At 73.6% G+C, this 20,461-nt stretch carries 3 protein-coding genes; 1 reads left to right on the top strand and 2 read right to left on the bottom strand.

Annotated features, from left to right (window positions below; all coding sequences use genetic code 11):
* A partial coding sequence (locus EAO72_RS09070; protein ID WP_148016734.1) for a discoidin domain-containing protein occupies positions 1–1,112 on the top strand: 1,112 nt, incomplete at its 5' end.
* A 231-nt stretch (positions 1,113–1,343) separates the two neighbouring features.
* Here the strand turns inward: EAO72_RS09070 and EAO72_RS09065 are convergent.
* Together EAO72_RS09065 and EAO72_RS09060 are read right to left on the bottom strand one after the other, a co-directional pair.
* Positions 1,344–8,915, bottom strand: a complete 7,572-nt coding sequence (locus EAO72_RS09065) for a non-ribosomal peptide synthetase (RefSeq protein ID WP_148016733.1) — start codon at positions 8,913–8,915, stop codon at positions 1,344–1,346.
* Entirely contained in the window at positions 8,912–20,437 is an 11,526-nt protein-coding gene (locus tag EAO72_RS09060; RefSeq protein WP_315986295.1) for a non-ribosomal peptide synthetase, read from the bottom strand. Before EAO72_RS09060 ends, EAO72_RS09065 begins: the two co-directional genes overlap by 4 nt.
* Positions 20,438–20,461: the final 24 nt, after the last annotated feature.

Here is a 20,461-nt window from a genome sequence, read left to right as displayed (position 1 = left end):
TCGGCAGCGCCGTCGCCTTCGACCACGTCACCCTGGCCTGGGAGTCGGCGGCTGCGAGCAGGTACCAGGTGCAGGGGTCCGACGACGGAGAGAACTGGACCGAGCTGACGCGCTTCCCGGAGGCCGAGCTGACGAGCCGCGGCGGCTGGCTCTCCGTGGACGGCAGGGCTGGGCTGGTGGTCCGTGACTCCGCGCATCCCCTCGCCGTCTACGGGGACATGGTGGTGTTGTCCGACGGTCCTGCCGAGGCCCTCACCGTGGAAGGGCATCCGAACGGAGATCCCGTCGCGCTGAAGGCGGCGGCGTCCCAGGAGGCGCCGCGGGCCGATGACTCCGCCGTTCATGCCAGTACCGCCGGCGGGCACCTGAGCCTGTTCAACCTCTCCCCCGACTCCGTGAAGACGGTGGTGGCTCTGCCCCGGCAGGGCGCCGGCATCGTTCTCTACGCCGGTTCGCAGACGGTGACCGTCTCCGGCACGGACTTCGCGGCCGAACTGCGCGGCGCGAGCGCCGCCGTCGCCCCGGCCCGGTTCACCCTGCGGCCTGCGACGGGGCGGTCGGTGCCGACGGGTGTCCGGGCGGATGTGGTCGACGCCGCGACCGTGCGGCTGACCGGGCCGTCCTGCGACCTGCTCGTCACTGCGGCCGGTGCCGGTGGACGGCACACGAAGGTCCGGCTGCGCCGCGGCCGGACCGCGACCGTGTCGCTGCGCGACGCCGTCCCGTATCCGCTCGACGATGCCGCGCTGGGATGCGACACGTTCCCGAACGCGCCGCGCCCCGCGGGCATGTCGGACCCGTCGGCCGCGGTGGACGGCGACCGGCACACGTCGTGGACACCGGGATCCGACCGGGCCCGGATGGTCGTGGACCTCGGCTCGGTGCTCCCCGTCGGGCGGGTCCGGGCGGAGTGGACGACGAGCAGGGTGCCCGGGGCGACGGTCGAGTTCAGCGACGACGGCGTCACCTACCGGTCCGGCGGGACGCTGCGGGGCCGCAACGCCACGACCGGCCTCACCGCCGGCACCACCGCACGCTATGTGGCGCTCGACGTCACGGGCTGGCGCAGCGGCCACGCACGCCTCAGGTCCTTCTCCGTGCTTCCGCGGTAAGGACTCCTGGCACCGCCCGCGCACCGGGCACGGCTTCGCCGGCAGCACGAGTCGCCGCCGACGGAGCCGTGCCCCCGGCCGGCCGGGCGGCACGACGTCCTGGTGGCCGGTGGTCGGTGCGCGCGTGCTGCGGTCTCGCCGAACCGTGTGGCGGGGCACCGACGCAGCATGTGCTTTGGCCCCGCGGGTCCGGGTCGCCGGTCCGTGCGGCCGTCCGGCGGGATACCGCCGCTACGGCGTGGTCGGTTTCCCCGGTGCCCCCGGTGCGGGCAGGAAGCCTGATCCGTGGAAGTACGTCAGATAGCGGATCAGGATCTCGTCGGTCAACGGTGGCTGGCGGACGCCCACGGCCGCTGCCGCGTCGGCCGTGCGCCGTGAGTCGAAGCGGCGCCGGTCCGCCGCCTCGTGGCCCGCTCGTCCCTCATCGCCGAGGAACAGCTGTGCCGCGTTGTCGGGTTGCGCCGCGACCCGGGCCTGCCACTGCTCCGCGGGAACGGTGCGCAGGTCATGGCCGAGGCCGGCGGCCGCTTCGAAGACCCGGTCCAGACCCGGCGCCTCCGGGTTGGTGAAGTGGTACGCCTGCGCACCGGGCCGGCCGGATACGGAGAGGGCCACGACCGCGGCACTGACGTAGTCCACCGGGACCCAGTCCGTCGACCCGTACGGCAGGTCCGGGACCGCGCCCGCCTGGAGGCAGCCCTTGACGAGCTGCCAGAGCAGGTCGCGGTCCTGACAGGCGCCGGTGGACGTGTCGCCGCTGATGCGTCCGGGGCGGTGGACGGTCACCGGCAGCCCGCGGTCACGGGCCAGGCCGACGAGTTGCTCGGCGACCCATTTGCTCTGCGCGTACCCGTCCGGCAGGGCGGGAGAGGGGCCCGTCGGGGTCGATTCCGTGATCGTGACGGGGCGTGGACCGGGAGCAGGGGCGTACACGCCGGTGGTCGAGATGTAGTGCATGCCGGGTGAGTCCGAGTCGGCGAGCAGACGCAGGAGTTCCTCGGTGCCGGCCACGTTGGGGGCGCGCAGATCACCGTAGGCGGCGGCGAAGTTCACGCGTGCGCCGTTGTGCAGGACCGGGCCGAGCCGGCGGACCAGGGCGGTGCGGCCCGCGGCTGAGAGCCCCAGGCCCGGGGCGGCGAGGTCACCGGGAACGGGGTTGATCAGGTCCGCGTACCGCGGTCGCCACAGGCCGTAGTGCTCCAGGTTGGCCCGCAGCCGGTGTCCCGCTCGGTGTTCGTCCTCGGCCCGTACGAGGCAGTCCACGGGGCCGCCGGTCGTCTCGATGAGGTCGCGGAGGAGGAAGGCGCCGAGGAAGCCGGAGGCGCCGGTCAGGAGCGGGCGGGCGGAAGGGCGCAGGGGCCTGCGGGCGGGGGGCGTGGCTTGACGCCCCGTCCCGCGGATGTCCGATGCCAGCCGGACCTCGGCGGCGAGGTCGGGGGTGGCCGCCTCCTTCCGTTGTGCCTCCCCCGCCCCGCTCCTCAGCAACCGGTCGACGCCCTCGACGGTGGGCGCCGCGAACAGGGCCCGCAGGGAGGGACGTCGGCCGCACCGTTCCCCGATCCGCCGGGCCAGGGTCACGGCCAGCAGCGAGTGGCCGCCGAGGGCGAAGAAGTCGTCCGTGACGCCTACCTCGGGCACACCGAGCGTCTCCGCGAACACCTCGCACAGGGCGTGTTCGCGCGTGGTGCCAGGCTTACGGCCTCCTGTCGGTGCCGTGTGGTGGGGCGCGGGCAGAGCGCGGCGGTCCGTCTTGCCGTTGGGCGTGACGGGCAGGGCCCCGAGACTGACGTGGGCGGCCGGGATCATGTGCTCGGGCAGGGTCGCGGCCAGATGCGCGCGTATGTCGGTCTCGTCCGGCCCGGGCGTACCGCCCGCGGGCACGGTGTACGCGACCAGGCGCCGGTCGCCGGGGCGGTCCTCCCGGACGGCGGCGCAGGCCGCTGCCACGCCGGGCAGGGCGGTGAGCGCCGCTTCGATCTCGCCGAGTTCGACGCGGAACCCGCGGAGCTTGACCTGGTCGTCGACTCGCGAGACGTAGACGAGTTCGCCGTCGGCCGTCCAGCGCACCAGGTCGCCGGTGCGGTACATGCGGGCCCCCGTGCGGTCGAACGGGTCGGCCACGAAACGGGAAGCGGTCAGAGCGGGCCGGCCATGGTAGCCGCGGGCGACTCCTTCGCCGGAGACGTACAGTTCACCGGCCACGCCGGGCGGCACGGGTTCCAGCCGGTCGTCCAGGACGTGGACGCGGGTGCCGTTGACGGGGGCGCCGATGGACACCGTGCGGTCGGGGGCGAGCGGACCGGCCGCGTGCTGGAAGCCGCTCATGGTGGCGCAGACCGTGGTCTCCGTAGGGCCGTACGCGTTGACGAGGAACCGGTCCCGCGCCCAGGCGTGCACCAGGGCCGGCGGGCATGCTTCGCCGGCGAGGACCATGGTGGTGCCGACGGGCAGCGAGCCGGGCGGCATCACCGCGAGTGCGGCAGGCGGCAGGGTGAGGTGGGTGACGCCCCGCTCGCGGACCAGGGCGGCGAGGGTGGGGCCGGGCAGCAGGGCGTCGCGTTCGGCGATCTCCAGGCAGGCCCCGGAGAGCAGCCCCATGCACAGTTCCCAGAACGCGGCGTCGAAGCTGACGGACGCCATGTGCAGCACGCGGCTGCCCGGGGTGACGCGCAGCCGCTCGCTCTGGGTCTTCGCCATGGCGCCGACGCCCCGGTGGGTGACCACGACGCCCTTCGGCCGGCCGGTGGAGCCCGACGTGTAGATGACGTACGCCGGGTGTGCCGGGTCCGGGGACGGAACGGGAACGGCGTGTGCGCCCGTGGTCGAGCCGCTCCCGGGCTCTTCGGCGTACAGGTGCGGCACGGAGGATGTGGGGAGGCGGCGGTGGATGGCGGGGGTGGTGAGCAGGAGACGTGGCCGGGCGTCTTCGAGCATGTAGGACAGGCGTGGGGCCGGGTAGTCGGGGTCGAGGGGCACATAGGCGGCCCCGGCCTTCAGGACGGCGAGCAGCGCCACGACGAGTCGGTGCGTGCGGGGCAGGGCGACGGCCACCCGGTCTTCGGGGCCGATGCCCTGTGCGGTGAGGTGGTCGGCGAGGGCGCCGGAGAGCGTGTCGAGTTCGCCGTAGGTGAGGGTGGTGTCCGCGTCGCGGACGGCCGGGGCCCCGGGGGTACGCCGTACCCACTGCTCGAAGAGCACGGGAAGCGTCGGCCCGGGCAGTTCCCCGGCGGGCCCCGTCCCCCAGGCGCCGACGCGGTCGCGCTCGGCGGGCGTGAGCACGTCGTACGTGTGCAGCGGGCGATCCGGGTCTGCGGTGACGGCGCCGAGCAGCAGAACGAGCCGGTCGGCGAGGGCGTGGACCGTTGTGGCGTCGAAGAGTTCCGTGGCGTAGTCGACGGCGGCCCGCATGCCGCTCGGGGCGCCGTTCTCGTCGTACGTCTCGGTGAAGGCGAACGACAGGTCGAACTTGCTGACCCCGGCGTCGACCGGCACGCCGCTGACCGTGAGGCCGGGCAGGTCGATGTCCGCGGCAGCGGTGTGGTTCTGGAGGACGAGCATGGTCTGGAAGAGCGGATGGTGGCTCTGCGCGCGGGCGGGGTTGAGCAGCTCCACCAGACGCTCGAAGGGAACGTCCTGATGCGCGTATGCGGATAGGTCGAACTCCCGCACGCGGTGAAGCAGTTCACGGAACGTCGGGTCGCCCGTGAGGTCCGTGCGCAGCACGAGCGTGTTCGCGAAGAAGCCCACCAGGTCCGAGGCCGCCTCTTCGGTGCGGCCTGCGACGGCCGTACCGAGCGGAATGTCGTCACCGGCGCCGTGCCGGGACAGTACGGTCGACAGGGCGGCCTGAAGCACCATGAAGACGCTGCATCCGCTGGTACGGGCGAGGTCTGCGAGCCGTCGCGCGGTGGTGCGGTCGAGGGCGAAGTCGTAGGTGGCTCCCGTGTGCCGGGGCACGGCGGGACGGGCGCGGTCCCAGGGCAGTTCGACGATCTCCGGGATGCCTGCCAACGCTTTCTGCCAGTAAGCGAGTTGACGTGAGACGACGCTTTCGGGGTCGTGCTCGTCGCCGAGCAGGCGGCGCTGCCAGAGCGTGTGGTCGGCGTAGTCGACGGGCAGCACGGTCAGCGCGGGGTCCTCGGAGCGGACCCGGGCCCGGTAGGCGGCGCGCAGGTCATGTGCCAGGGGCGCCAGGGACGAGCCGTCGGCGGCGATGTGATGGATCACGAGCACCAGGACGTGGGCGTCTTCGGCCAGGCGCAGCAGGGTCGCCCTGAGCGGGAGCCGGTGCTCGATGTCGATCGGTTCGGCCGTGGCGGCCCTGATCCGGTCGGCGGCCTTGTCCTCGTCGACGGCTTCCCGCGTGAACGGGAGGCGGACCTCCTCCGCGGCGGTGATGTGCTGGTGCGGCCCGTCTTCGTGTTCGGGGAAGACGGTGCGCAGGGCTGCGTGCCGGCCGACGACGTCGCCCAGTGCCCGGTGCAGGGCTTCCGGGTCCAGCGGTCCGTCGATGCGGACGGCGAGGGGAATGTTGTACGTCGCCGAGGGGCCTTCGAGCCGGTGGAGGAACCACAGGCGCTGCTGGGCGTACGACAGCGGCAGCGTGGCAGGGCGCTCCTGCGGGACGAGGGCCGGGCGGGCAGGACGGTTCTCGTTCTGCAGGGCGGCGGCGAGCGCGGCCACGGTGGGGTTCTCGAAGAGGGTGCGGATCTCGGTCTCGGTGTCGAGGGTGGTGCGCACGCGGCCTGCAAGCCGGGTGGCGAGCAGGGAATGGCCGCCCAGGGCGAAGAAGCTGTCGTCGACGCCGACGCGTGGCACGCCGAGCACGTCGGCGAACAGTCCGGCGAGGATCTCCTCAAGTGCGCTGCGCGGCATCCGGCCTGTCGTGCCGGGCGGGGTGGCGGGCACGGGCAGGGCGGCCCGGTCGAGTTTGCCGTTGGGGGTCAGTGGCAGCACGTCGACCGGCTGGATGACAGCCGGCACCATGTACGCGGGCAGGTGGAGCGCGACGTGCGCGGCGAGCGGCCCGGGTTCCGCGGTGTGTCCTGGTGCGGGGACGACGTAGGCGGTGAGGGTCCGGTCGCCGGGCAGGTCCTCGCGGACGAGTACACAGGCGGTGCCCACGGACGGGTCGGCGCGGAGCACCGTCTCGATCTCCGCGGGTTCGATGCGGTGGCCGCGCAGTTTGATCTGCTGGTCCGCCCGGGCCAGGTAGTGCAGGGTGCCGTCGGTGCCTCGGCGCACCAGGTCTCCGGTGCGGTACATGCGTGCCCCGGCGCCGGCGAACGGGTCGGCGACGAAGCGGGTGGCGGTGAGGCCGGGCCGCCCCAGGTACCCGCGGGCGACACCGGCGCCCGCGACGTACAGCTCTCCTTCGGCGCCCGCCGGCACGGGCCGCATCGCCGTGTCCAGGACGTGGGCGCGCATGCCGTCGAGCGGCCGGCCGATCGGGGCCGCCCCGCCGGGATCGGCGTCGGGGCGCACGCGGTGGGCGGTGGCGAAGGTGGTGGATTCCGTGGGCCCGTAGACGTGGAGGACGACCGTGTCCCGGTGGGCGGCGGCGAGGCGCTGCAGGACGCCGGGCGCGGCGGCCTCGCCACCGGTGGCGACCAGGCGCAGCAGGCCGAGGGCGTCCGTGTCCGTTTCGGCCAGTACGTTGAACAGGGCGGTCGTCAGGAACGCCGCTGTCACGCCGTGGCGGGCGACGAGGTCCCGGAGCACGGCGGGCTGGAGCGTGCCCTCGGGCGCCACGACGYCGCGGCCGCCGTTGAGGAGCGGGGCCCAGATCTCGAAGGTGGACGCGTCGAAGACGTACGCCGAGTGCATCAGGACGGCGTCGGCCGCGCCGTCGTCCCAGTTCCGGTCGGCCGCGAGGGCTGTCACGTCGGCGTGGGTGACTCCTACGCCCTTGGGCAGTCCGGTGGAGCCGGAGGTGAACATCGTGTACGCCAGCCGGGTGCCGCCCGTGACAGCCGGGAGGGTTCCCGGGGTGTCCGGGCCTCCGTGGCGGACGCGGCCTGCGGCGTCGACGGTCAGCACGGTGATGCCCGGGTCCAGCTGACGTACCCAGGGGTGTGTGACGGCGTTCTCGTCGACGATCAGGACGCGCAGGCCCGCCACCTCCGCCGCACGGTTCAGCCGTTCGGTGGGCCACCGCGGGTCGAGAGGCACGTAGGCGGCACCCGCGCGCAGGACGCCCAGGGAGGAGGTGACCGTGGCGGTCGAGCGGGCCACGAGGATGCCGACGCCGTCCTCGGATCCGGTCCCGAGGCCGGTGAGGGCTCGCGCCAGGTCGTCGGAGAGGTCATGGAGCTGCCGGTAGGTCACTTGCTCCGCCGCGCCGGAAACAGCCACCGCGTCCGGGTGTTGGGCCGCGCGCCCGGCCACGGCGTCCGGGATGCTCTGCTCCCCCGCCGCGCGGCGCAGTTCGGCGCCGGTCCCCTGGGTGAGCAGTCTCTCGCGCTCTCCGTCCAGGAGGAGGGGTATCGCGTCGGCGCGTCGGTCGAGCCCCTGAGCCATCACGGTCAGCAGGCGACGCATGCGGGCGACGGTGCGGGCCACCTCGTCGCGGTCCAGGACCGCAGGCCGGTATCCGAAGGTGATCCTGAGGGCGTCGCCCGGCGCGATGGTGAGGGTGAGGGGGTAGTGGGCCGCGTCCGTGCCGCTGAATCCGGTGACGGCCAGGCCGGGCAGTCCCTGTTGCGCGGTGCGCAGGGCCTCGTCGTCCATCGGATAGTTCTCGAACACGGTCAGGGTGTCGAAGAGTTCGTCCAGGCCGGTGACCCCCCGTATCTCGGTCAGTCCCAGGTGCTGGCTGCCGAGGAGGCGGCCCTGTTCCTCCTGAAGCCGGGTCAGGAGTGCGGCCAGGGTTTCGCCGGGTGTGGTGAGCAGGCGTACCGGCACGGTGTTGATGAACAGGCCGACCATCGACTCGATGCCGGGGATCTCGGGCGGGCGACCGGACACGGTGGCGCCGAACACGATGTCGGGGCGGCCGGTGAGGTGCCCGAGCACAAGACCCCAGGCGCCCTGGACCAGGGTGTTGAGGGTGAGCCGGTGGGCGCGGACCGTCTCGCGGAGCCGGTGGGTCGTGGCGGCGTCCAGGTCGAGGACGAGCGTTTCGGGCAGTTCTGCGGAGCCGGGGGCACTCGCGCCGCGGGGCCCTGCGAGCAGGGTCGGGGCCTCGATTCCGGCCAGAGCCGTGGACCAGGCTTCCAGGGCGGCTGTGCGGTCCTGCTGCGCGAGCCAGTGGAGGTAGGCGCGATAGGGGGTGACCCGCGGCAGCGCGCAGTCGTCGCCCTCCGATGCGTACAGCTCGAACAGTTCCCGTACGAGGAGGGGCATCGACCAGCCGTCGAAGAGGAGGTGATGGCTCGTCATGACCAGGCGGTGGCGCCGGGGCGCGGTGCGCAGCAGCGTGAACCGCATCAGGGGCGGAGTGGTCAGGTCGAAGCGGCGGGTGCGGTCGGCGGCGAGGAAGGCGGTGAGGCGTTCCTCCGCCGTGCCTGCGCCCCCCGTGGCCGTCAGGTCTCGTTCCTCGAGCGGGACGGGAACCTCGGCGGCGACAGCCTGTACGGGCTGGTCCAGGTCCTCGTGGAGGAAGCCGACCCGAAGGTTGGCGTGCCGCCGCAGCAGGGTGCCGATGGCGGCGCGCAGTGCGGGAACGCCGACGGTGCCTTCGAGGTCGAAGACGAACTGCGCGGTGTAGACGTCGACGGCGTGCGAGTCGTACAGGGCGTGGAAGTGCATGCCGGCCTGAAGCGGCGTCAGCGGCAGTACGTCTTCGAGTTGGAACCCGGTCACTTGCGGCCACCCCACTTGTTCTGCAGTCGGTCGATCTGTGCCTGGTCGAGCGAGACCAGCGGAAGGTCGGACGGTGTGTAGCCGCCCGCGTCGGGTCGTTGCGCGTGTTCCGCGATGGCGCGCAGTGCCCGCACGAACGCCTCGGACAGGGAGCCCACGTCCTCCTCCTTGAGGAGGTCGCCGGGCCAGGTCCAGCGGGTCACCAGGCGCGGGCCGTCGGGCAGGTCCTCGGTGTGCGCGTTGATGTCGATGACGTGGTGCACGGGCATGTCCGGGTCCTGGCTCCGTGGCCCGCCGCCGTCGAGCAGGACGTCCCAGTCGGCGCCTTCGGTGTGGTCCGCCGGACCCGGGGAAGCGGCGTACCGTCCGAGGTAGTTGAAGCCGATCTGGGGTTCGGCCGCGGTGGCGAGCCGGGAGCGCGTCGCCGGGTTGAGGTGGCGCAGCATTCCGTAGCCGACGCCGTGGTCGGGCACGGTCCGCAGCTGTTCCTTGACGCGTTTGACGGCGCGTTCGACCAGTGCGGAGTCGAAGCGTCCGGGGTCGCGGGCGTCGAGGGGCCCGGGATCGAGCCGGACCGGGTAGAGGCTGGTGAACCAGCCGACCGTACGGGACAGGTCGAGGTGGTCGGCGATCTGCTCGCGGCCGTGGCCCTCCAGGTCGAGGAGGACGGTGGTGCCGTCCCGCCGGGGCCCGCCGGGGCCTGCGGCGCGTTCCGCCCGCCAGGAGCAGACGGCGAGGGCCAGGCCGGTGAGCAGGACGTCGTCCACTCCGGCGTGGAAGGCGCCGGGGGCGGTGGTGAGCAGGGATGTGGCCCAGGTGGCGGGCAGGTGTGTGACCAGTGTGCGGGTCCCGTCGGCGGTGTCCAGATGGGGGTCGAGCGGCCGGTATCCCAGTTGGGGGTCCGGTGTGCTCAGCACGCTCTGCCACAGCGGGAGTTCGGTTCCCCGGGCGGCACTGCGCGCCTGGGACGTCAGAAGGTGTGCCCAGGTTCTGTAGGGCGTGGTGGCGGCGGGCAGCGCCGTGGTTGAGGGCCGGCCCCTGTCCGCGGACGCGGTTTCCGTGACCGTCTGCCAGGCACGGGCCAGATCGGCTGCGAGGATCCGCCACGAGACGGCGTCGACGGCCAGGTGGTGCACGACGAGCAGCAAACGTCCGCGGGCGTGCGGCCCGGCATCGCCCCAGACGGCCTCGATCACGTCCCCGTCCGCGGGCCGCAGCCGGCTGCGCGCCTGCTCTCCCGACGCGGTGACGGCGGCGCGGGCGGCTTCCGCGTCGAGGCCGGCGATGTCGACCCGGGTGAAGCGGCGGCGGGCCTGCACGGCGCCGGGCGGCAGGGCTTCCAGGACGGGTTCGTCCGAGGCCGGGCGGCTGACGCGCAGACGGAGCATGTCGTGGTGGTCGATGAGCAGTTGGAGGACGGCCACGAGCGTGTCCTCCTCGGCGCCCGCGGGCGTGCGCAGTACCCCGGACTGGTTGTAGCCGTCCGTGCTGCCGGGCCGCTCCAGGAGCCAGGCGGCGATGGGCGTCGGCGGCATCTCGCCGGTGCCCTGTTCGGCCGGTGCGGTGGCGTCCTGGCCGAGTGGGGTGGCGACGGCCGCGATGGCCTCGGGGGTGCGGTGGACGAAGACGTCGCGCGGGGTCACCCCGAGCCCGGCCTCGCGGACGCGGCTGACGAGCTGGATGGAGAGGATGCTGTCGCCGCCGAGCGCGAAGAAGTCGTCGTCCGTGCGGACGGCCGGGCTGCGCAGGACGGAGGTGAACACGTCGCACAGGACACGTTCCTGTGCGGTGCGCGGCCGGCCGCCCGGCCGGGTGGCGACAGGGCGCTCCGGGACGGGCAGGGCTCGGCGGTCGGTCTTGCCGTTGGGCAGGAGCGGCAGGGCGTCGAGGGCGACGAAGACGGCCGGCACCATGTACGGCGGCAGGGCCGATGCCAGCCGGGCGCGCAGTTCGGTGTCCGTCGGGCTCGCGGAGCCGCTGCGCTGGTCGGCAACGGTGTAAGCAACGAGGCGCCGCTCGCCGGGCCGGTCCTCGCGGACGAGGGCACAGGCGGCGGTGATGCCGTCGAGCGCGGTGAGCGCGGTCTCGATCTCGCCGAGTTCGATACGGAAGCCGTGCAGCTTGACCTGGTCGTCGGCGCGGGAGACGTAGGTGAGGAGGCCGTCCGCGCTCCGTCGGACGAGGTCGCCCGTGCGGTACATGCGGCTCCCGGCGGGGCCGAACGGATCGGCGACGAACCGCGCGGCGGTCAGGCCTGGACGCCCCAGGTAACCGCGCGCGAGGCCGTCGCCCGCGATATGGAGCTCGCCGATGACGCCCGGCGGCACCGGGAGCAGCCCGGCGTCCAGGACGTAGGCGCGGGTGTTGTCGACGGGGCTGCCGAGCGGCACGCTCCCCTCCACCGCGGCGGTGTCCGTTCCCGCGCCGAAGTGGTGGGCGGTGGCGTCGATCGTCGTCTCGGTGGGTCCGTACAGGTTGTGCACCTCGACCCGCCAGGCCTGCTCCGCGCGCACCGCCAGGGACCGGGTCAGCGGCTCGCCGCCGCACAGGACGGCCCGCAACGTCGTCGGCGCCTCGTCGGAACCGGTCTCGGTGAGGACGAGCGAGAGGTGCGAGGGCACGAACTGCACGATCGTCGCGCCGGCCTCGCGTACGCGGGCCAGCAGCCCGGCCGGGTCGTGGTTGAGCGCGGGCGGCACGGGGCAGGTGGAGCCGCCGTGCAGCAGCGGCAGCCAGGTTTCCCAGACCGAGGCGTCGAAGCTCGGCGAGGTACGGGCCAGGACCCGGTCCTCGTCGGTGAGGCCGAGGTGGCCGGCCATCCACGCCATGTGGTTGACCAAGGAGGCGTGGGTGACGACGACACCCTTGGGGCGGCCGGTGGAGCCCGAGGTGTAGATGACGTACGCGGCGTCGAGCGGGTCCGGCGCGGTGGCGGGCGGTGCCGCGCGCCCGGTGGACCAGGAAGCCCGGTCGTCGAGGGCGAGGCAGGGCACGGACGGGACGTACCGGGCAGCGCGGGTGGTGCCGTGGGTGAGGAGCAGCGCCGGGCGGGCGTCGTCGAGCATGTGGGTGATCCGGGCCTCGGGGTAGGCGAGGTCGACCGGCAGGTAGGCGGCCCCCGCCTTGACGACCGCCAGCATCGCGACGACCTGGTCGGCGGTGCCCTCCAGGGCGAGGGCGACGAGGTCGCCGCGTCCGATGCCCCGGTCGTGCAGGTGGTGCGCCAAGTCGTCGGAGAGTGCGTCCAGTTCGCCGAAGGTGAGCCGGTGCGCGCCGTCGTGTACGGCGATCGCACCGGGTGTTCTGGCGGACTGCGCCCGGAACGCCGCTGACGCCGTGCGTGTCGCGACAGGCCGGACCGGGCCGTGCGAGGCCCGCTCCAGGCTTGCCTGCTCGGCCGCGTCCAGCACGTCGACCGCGTGGACGCGCCGGCCGGGGTCGGCGGCGAGCGAGGCGAGCAGGCGGGTGAGGCGCGCGGCCAGGGCGTGGGCGGTGGTGTGGGCGAAGAGTTCGGTGGAGAACTCCAGAACGCCGTCGAGGCCGGACGGCCGGCCCGCGTCGTCGCGGGTCTCGGTGAAGGTGAAGGTCAGGTCGAACTTGCTGATCCCGGTGCGCACCGGCTGCCGCGTCACCGTGAGACCGCGGAGGCCGACGGTGGAATCCGCCTGGTTCTGGAGGACGAGCATGGTCTGGAACAGCGGGTGGTGGTTCTGCGCCCGTTCCGGGCTGAGGGCGTCCACCAGCCGCTCGAACGGCACGTCCTGATGGGCGTAGGCGGCGAGGTCGAACGCTCGTACCCGGTCGATGACTTCGGCGAAGGTGGGGTCGCCGGTCAGGTCGGTGCGCAGGACGAGGGTGTTGACGAAGAAGCCGACCAGGTCGTCGAGGGCTTCGTCGGTGCGTCCGGCGACGGCCGTACCGAGCGGGATGTCCTCACCGGCGCCGTGCCGGGACAGGAGCACCGACAGGGCCGCCTGGAGCACCATGAAAAGGCTGCATCCGCGGGCTCGGGCGACATCCGCGAGGGCCCGGTGGGTGTCCGCGCCGACGGGGAAGGCGAACGCGTCACCGCGGTACGTGGTGACGGCGGGGCGCGGCCGGTCGTACGGCAGTGCGAGCAGGTCGGGGGCGCCGGCGAGTGCGGTGCGCCAGAAGTCCAGCTGGCGGGCGGCCTGACTGGTGGGGTCGTCCTCGGCTCCGAGCAGGGCGCGCTGCCACAGGGTGTAGTCGGCGTACTGGACGTCGATTGCCGTCCAGGAGGGTTCCCGGCCCTCGGCGCGCGCCCGGTAGGCGTCTGCGAGGTCGCGGGCGAGCGGGGCCAGGGACCAGCCGTCGCCCGCGATGTGGTGCACGAGCAGCACGAGTACGTGGGATTCGGCGCCGAGCCGCAGCAGCCGGGCCCGTACGGGCAGTTCGGCACTCACGTCGAAGGGATGCGCCACCTCGGCCGCCAGGACTTCGTCGAGCCGGTCGGGGTCGGTGTCCCCGGGCGTCAGGTCGAGGTCGGCGCCACCGGCGTCGAGGACCAGTTGGCGCGCCACGCCGTCGGTCTCGGGGAAGACGGTGCGCAGGCTCTCGTGGCGTTCGACGACGTCCGCGAGGGCGCTCTGCAGGGCGTCCTCGTCGAGTGGGCCGTCCAGGCGGAGCACCATCGGCACGTTGTACGTGGCGGAGGGTCCTTCGAAACGGTTGAGGAACCACAGGCGCTGCTGGGCGAAGGACAGCGGCAGCGGATCGGGCCGGTGCCGGGCCCGCTCCAGCGGGGCCCTCGCTTCGTCGGCGCCGTGCAGAGCGGCGGCGAGGGCGGCGGGCGTCGGGTGGTCGAAGACGGCTTTGACCTGGACCTCCACGGCGAGCGCGGTACGGATGCGTGCGGCGAGCCGGGTGGCGAGCAGGGAATGGCCGCCCAGGGCGAAGAAGTCGTCGTCCGCGGCCGTCGCGTCCAGGCCGAGCACGTCGGCGAAGAGGGCGCAGAGGATTTCCTCGCGCGCGGTGCGGGCGGCTCGCCCGCGGACCGGAGCAGGGTGCGCGGGCGCGGGCAGGGCGCGTTGGTCCACTTTCCCGTTGAGGGTCAGCGGAAGCGCCTCGATCAGGACGAACGCGGCAGGCACCATGTAGGCGGGCAGGGACCGGCCGACGGCCCGCGCGAGATCGGCGGCTTCGGGTCGTGCGCCGGCGGCGGGCACCACGTACGCCACGAGCCGCCGGTCACCGGGTACGTCCTCACGGACGACGGCGAAGGAATCGGCGACGCCGTCGCAGCAGGCCAGCACGCCCTCGATCTCGCCGAGTTCGATGCGGTATCCGCGCAGCTTCACCTGGTTGTCCGCACGGGCCACGTAGGCGATCTGCCCGTCATCGGTCCACCGGACGAGGTCTCCGGTGCGGTACATGCGCCCGCCCTCCGCGTCGAACGGGTCGGCGACGAAGCGTGCGGCGGTGAGGCCGGGGAGCCCGGTGTATCCGCGCGCCACGCCGTGGCCGGCGAGGTACAGCTCGCCCACCACGCCCGGCGGGACCGGGCCCAGGGAGCCGTCGAGGACATAGCCGCGCATGCCGTCCAGGGGGCGTCCGATGGGGGGCGGGCCCGACGGCAGGCCGGCCGCCACGTCGTAGCGGGTGGCGAAGGTGGTCGTCTCGGTGGGTCCGTACACATGGAGGACGCGCACACCCGGCGCTGTGCCGGCCACTCGCTGCATCGCGTCCGGGGAGGCCAGTTCGCCGCCGGCGCAGACGAGCCGGAGGCCGGCGAAGGCGCCCGGATCGGTCTCGGCGATGACGTTGAACAGGGCCGTCGTCAGGAAGACGGCGCTCACGCCGTGCTCCTGGACGGCATCGCCGAGGGCGGCGGCCTCCAGGACGCCCTCCGGTGCGATCACGACCCTGCCACCACGCAGCAGCGGAGCCCAGATCTCGAAGGTGGAGGCGTCGAATACGTACGCCGAGTGCATGAGCACCGCGTCGGCGGCGCCGCCCTGCCAGGCCGAGTCGGCGGTCAGCGCCACCACGTCGGCGTGCGTGACCCCGACGCCCTTGGGCAGCCCGGTCGAGCCGGAGGTGAACATCACGTAGGCGAGGGTCCCGGGGCCCGGCACGACCGCGGGGCGGCCCGGCCGCTCCGGCGCGCCCCGCAGGATCCGGCCGAGCCGGTCCACGACGACGACCGGCACCTGCCGGGCCGTCGCGGCCACCCACGGGGAGGCGAAGGCGTCCTCGTCGACGACGAGGACGCGCACGCCCGCCACCCCGGCGACCTGATCGAGCCGCTCCCCGGGCCAGCCCGCGTCCAGCGGGACGTAGGCGCCGGCCGCACGGACCGCGCCGAGCGACACCGCCACCACGGCGGGCGACCGGGCGAGCAGCACCCCGATCCCTGACTCCGGGGTGATGCCGAGGCCGGCCAGGGCGCCGGCGAGGTCGGCGGATATCCCGTCGAGCTCGGCGTAGGTGAGGGCCGTGTCGTCGCCCGCGACGGCCACCGCGTCCGGTGTGCGGTGCGCCTGGGCCGCGAACAGGGCGGGCAGAGTGGCATCGACGGAGGCGGGCAGGCGGCCGCCGGTTCCCCAGTGGGTGACACGGGCGTGCTCGCCGCTCGTCAGGAGGTCATGGCTCGCGACGGGCAGAGCGGGCTCGGCGGCCGCCCGCTCCAGGAGCCGGATCAGACGGTCCGCGAGTGCGGCGACGGTGGAGCGGTCGAAGAGGGCGGTGGCGTACTCGATTCCGGCCGTGAGGCCGGCCCCGCCCCGCTCCTCGTCGAAGGCGAAGGTGAGATCGAACTTGCTCAGGCCGTTGTGGACGAGCCGGTCCACGACGGTGAGGCCGGGCAGGCCGGGGCGTGCGGTCTCCTGGTTCTGGAGGACCACCATGGTCTGGAACAGCGGGTGGTGGTTGCGTGCCCGGACGGGGTTGACGCTCTCCACGAGACGCTCGAAGGGAACATCCTGGTGCGCGTACGCGGCCAGGTCGAACTCCCTTACCCGTTGGAGCAGTTCGAGGAAGGTCGGGTTGCCGGACAGGTCCGTGCGCAGGACGAGCGTGTTCACGAAGAAGCCGACCAGGTCCTCCAGCGCCTCGTCCGTGCGGCCGGCGACGGGCGAGCCGAGCGGGATGTCGTCGCCCGCGCCGTGCCGGTGCAGCAGGGTGGCGACCGCCGCCTGCAGCACCATGAACAGGCTGCTGCCCGACTCGCGCGCCAGGCGCAGGAGTTGAGCGTGGAGATGAGGCGGTACGTCGAAGGTGTGGACGGCACCTCTCGGGTCGGTGGTGGCCGGGCGCGGCCGGTCCAGTGGCAGGTCGATCAGCCCGGGGAGGCCCGCGAGGGCGGTGTGCCAGTGGTCGAGCTGCCCGCGCAGGACGCTCTGCGGTGCGATGCCGTCGCCGAGGGCGGCGTTCTGCCAGAGGGTGTAGTCGGCGTACTGGAGCGGCGTGCCGGGCGCGCGTGCGGGCTCCCGGCCCGTGAGACGGGCCGCGTATGCCTCGCCGAGGTGACGGGTGAGCGGGGCGAGGGACCAGCCGTCTCCCGCGATGTGGTGCAGGACGAGCACCAGTACGTGGTGGCCGGGTGCCGATCGCAGCAGCAGGGCCCGCAGCGGAGGGTCGGTGACGATGTCGAACGGTTCGCGCACGGCGGCCAGGACGGCCTCCTCGAGGTCCGCGGGCGCCGTGCTCACGACGGGGAGGTGAGGTGTCGCCGCGTCGGCCGGAAGAACCAGTTGACGCGGTACACCGTCGCGTTCGGGGAACAGCGTGCGCAGCGCCTCGTGACGCTCCACGACGTCGCGGAGGGCGGCCCGCAGGGCGTCCGTGTCCAGGGCACCGTCGAGTTCGAGGACGAGCGGGATGTGGTAGGCGGAGCTGGGGCCTTCGAGCCGGTTGAGGAACCACAGGCGCTGCTGGGCGTAGGAGAGCGGCAGCGGGTCGGGTCGCTGCGCGGCGGGCACCACCGGCGGGCGGGTGTGGCCCCGCGGGTCGAGGACGCGGGCCAGGCCCGCGACGGTCGGGTGTTCGAAGAGGGTGCGGACGGCGATCTCGGCGCCCAGGACGGCCCGGACGCGGCTCACGACCCGCATGGCGAGGAGCGAGTGCCCGCCGAGGTCGAAGAAGCTGTCGTGCGGGTTCACGCGGGGTTGTTGCAGGACGTCGGCGAAGATGCCGGCGAGCAGACCCTCCTGGAGCGAGTGCGGCCCCGCGCCGTCGGCGGGGCCGGATCCCGCCGACGGCTCCGGCAGGGCCCGCCGGTCCACCTTGCCGTTGGGCAGGAGCGGAAGGTCGTCCAGGATGACGACGGCACCGGGAACCGCGTAGTGGGGCAGCGTCTCGGCGAGGGCCTCACGCAGGGCGACGGGGCGGGGAGCGGGGCCGCCCGTGACGGCGTACGCGACGAGGCGGCGCCCGCCCGCGCTGTCCGCACGGATCACGGCGCAGGCCGCCGTGACGCCGGGGCGCGCCAGGAGCGCGGCCTCGACCTCGCCCAGCTCGATCCGGAATCCCCGGAGTTTGACCTGGTCGTCGCCGCGTGCCACGTAGTCGAGCAGACCGTGGCGGTCCCACCGCACGAGGTCACCCGTGCGGTACATCCGTGCGCCCGTGCCGTCGAACGGGTCGGCGACGAACCGCGCGGCGGTCAGGCCCGGACGGTCCAGGTATCCGCGGGCGAGATGGGGACCCGACAGGTACAGCTCACCGGTGACACCGGGTGGTACGGGACGCAGCCGGCTGTCCAGGACGTAGGCGCGCATGGTGTCGACGGGGCGGCCGATCGGCACGGTCTCGTACGGTGCGCCTTCCGCCTGCCCGCCGCTCTCCCGGCCGATCACCTGGTGGGCGGTCGCGTCGATCGTCGTCTCGGTGGGCCCGTAGAGGTTGTGCACCTCGGCCCGCCACAGCTCGGCGATGTCGTCGGCGAGGGTGCGCGGCAGCGCCTCGCCGCCGCACAGCACGGCGCGCAGTGCGGGCAGCGGCGCGGCGTGTGCCGCCTCGGTGAGGACGAGGGCCAGGTGGGACGGCACGAACTGGGCGACGGTGACACCGAACCGGCTCATCCAGGAGACCAGGGTGCGGGGTTCCGTGTTCGCCCCGTCGGGCAGCACGCAGACTTCGGCGCCGTTCATCAGCGGAAGCCACAGCTCCCACACGGAGGCGTCGAAGCTGGAGGAGGTGCGTGCGAGGACCCGGTCGTCCGGAGTGAGCGTCAGGTGCCGTGCCATCCAGGCCATGTGACCGGCCAGGGCGGCGTGCGACACGACCACGCCCTTGGGCCGGCCGGTGGAGCCGGAGGTGTAGATGACGTACGCGGGATCCGCCGGACCTGGCGGGTCCGGTAGGGGCCCGGTGGGCGGTGCGGGCCGGGCCTCCCGGCCGTCGAGGGCAAGCCACGGAATGCCGCAGGCGGGCAGACCCGCGTGCACGTCCGCGGTGGTGAGCAGCAGGACGGGGCGGGCATCGTCGAGCATGTGGCTGATGCGGGCGGGCGGATACTGCGGGTCGACCGGCAGATAGGCGGCGCCGGCCCGCAGTACGGCCAGCATGGCGACGACGGTGTCCACGGACGGCGGCGCGGCGATGGCCACCCTGGTCTCGCGGCCTGCGCCGCGTTCACGCAGGACGTGTGCGAGGGCGTCGGCGCGGGCGTCGAGCGCGGCGTAGGTGAGGCGCGTGTGCGCGTCGCGTACGGCGACGGCGCCGGGAGTACGCACGGCCTGCTCCCTGACCGCCTCGGGAGCGGTACGGGAGGGTGGCGGCTGCTGCGCGCCGCGCCCCTGGGCCAGGAGGCGGTCCCGCTCCCCCTGCGCCAGCGGGTCCAGGTCGCTGACGGCCAGGCCGGGGTCGGTCACGGCAAGGGTGAGGACGCGGGCGAACCGGGCGCACAGCGCGCGGGCGGTGGCGGCGTCGAAGAGGTCGGTGGCGTATTCCAGGTAGCCGCCGATGCCTCCGGCTCCGTGCCGGATGTCTGCGGGGGCGCGGCCTGCCGGGTCGGTCGGTCTGCCGCTTCCGGGAGCCTCGGCGGGTCTCCCGGCCGGCCGGTCAGCGGCTTGGGCGGTTTCGGAGGCTCGCGCGGCTTGGGTGGTTGCGGCGGATCGGGTGGTTTCGGCGACTTCGGCGGATCGGGTGGTTTCGGTGACGTCGGTGACTTCGGTGAGCGAGAACGTCAGGTCGAACTTGCTGCCCCCTCGGTGCCGGGACCTGTCGCGAACGGTGATGCCTGGCAGATCGAGGGCCGCCCGTTCCTGGTTCTGAAGGACCAGCATGGTCTGGAACAGGGGGTGGTGGTCGCCGGACCGTTCGGGGTTGAGTGCCTCCACGATCCGCTCGAAGGGAACGTCGCCGTGGCCGAGGGCCGCGATGTCGAATTCCTTGACCCGGTCGAGCAGTTCGCGGAACGTCGGGCTCCCGGACAGGTCGGTCCTCAGGACGACCGTGTTGACGAAGAACCCGACCAGATCGTCGAGGGCCTCCTCGGTGCGTCCGGCGACCGCGGTGCCCAGCGGAATGTCGGAGCCCGAGCCGTGCGCCTGAAGCGTCACGGCGAGAGCCGCCTGGAGCACCATGAACGGGGTGCAGCCTGCCGCACGGGCGAGCCGGACGAGTGCGGCGTGCGCGGGGGCGGGCAGCTCGAAGGGCACGGCGGCGCCCCGGTGGCTGGGCACGGCCGGACGTGGCCGGTCGAGGGGCAGGTCCAGCAGGTCGGGGGCGCCCTGCAACGCCCCCTTCCAGAAGGCGAGCTGGGACGCGGCCAGGCTGTCCGGGTCCCCGTCGTCGCCCAGCAGCCGGCGCTGCCACAGGGCGTAATCGGCGTACTGCACGCGCAGCGGGGCCCAGTCGGGCGCGCCCGTGCCCTCGCTCCTGGCGCGGTAGGCGGTGCCCAGGTCACGGCTGAGCGGGGCGAGGGACCAGCCGTCGGCGACGACATGGTGAAGAACGAGGACCAGGAGGTGACGGGCCGGGCCCAGGCGGAGCAGATGGGCGCGGACCGCGGTGTCGGCCGTGAGGTCGAAGGGCCTGGTGGTCAGCCGGTTCAGCGTTTCCTCGGCCCAGGCGTCGGCGGTCTCTTCGGCGGGCGCGTGCTCGACGACGAGAGGGACGAGCGTTGCCGCGGCGTCCGCGTCAAGGACTTCCTGGCGGGCGACGCCGTCGTGTTCGGCGAAGACGGTGCGCAGGCTCTCGTGGCGCACGACCACGTCCGCGAGGGCGCCGCGCAGTGCGTCCGTGTCCAGAGGGCCGTCGAGTTCGAGGACGAGCGGAATGTTGTACGTGTCACCGGGGCCCTCGGCCCGGTTGAGGAACCAGAGGCGCTGCTGCGCGGAGGACAGCGGCACCGCCTCGGGCCGCGGCTGCGGTGCAAGGGCGGGCCGGGCCGCTGCTCCGGCGTCCAGTGCCGCGGCCAGGGAGGCGACCGTGGGGTGCTCGAAGAGCATGCCCAGGCCGGCTTCGGCGCCCAGGGCGGTCCGCACCCGGCCGGTGAGGCGGGTGGCGAGAAGCGAATGGCCGCCCAGGGAGAAGAAGTTGTCGTCGATGCCGACCACGGGTACGCCAAGGACGTCGGCGAA

Source organism: Streptomyces sp. OR43, from assembly GCF_008042275.1.
Lineage (GTDB): Bacteria > Actinomycetota > Actinomycetes > Streptomycetales > Streptomycetaceae > Streptomyces.
Note: the sequence above shows the minus strand (reverse complement) of the source record. Positions and strands in the feature narration are given on the sequence as shown.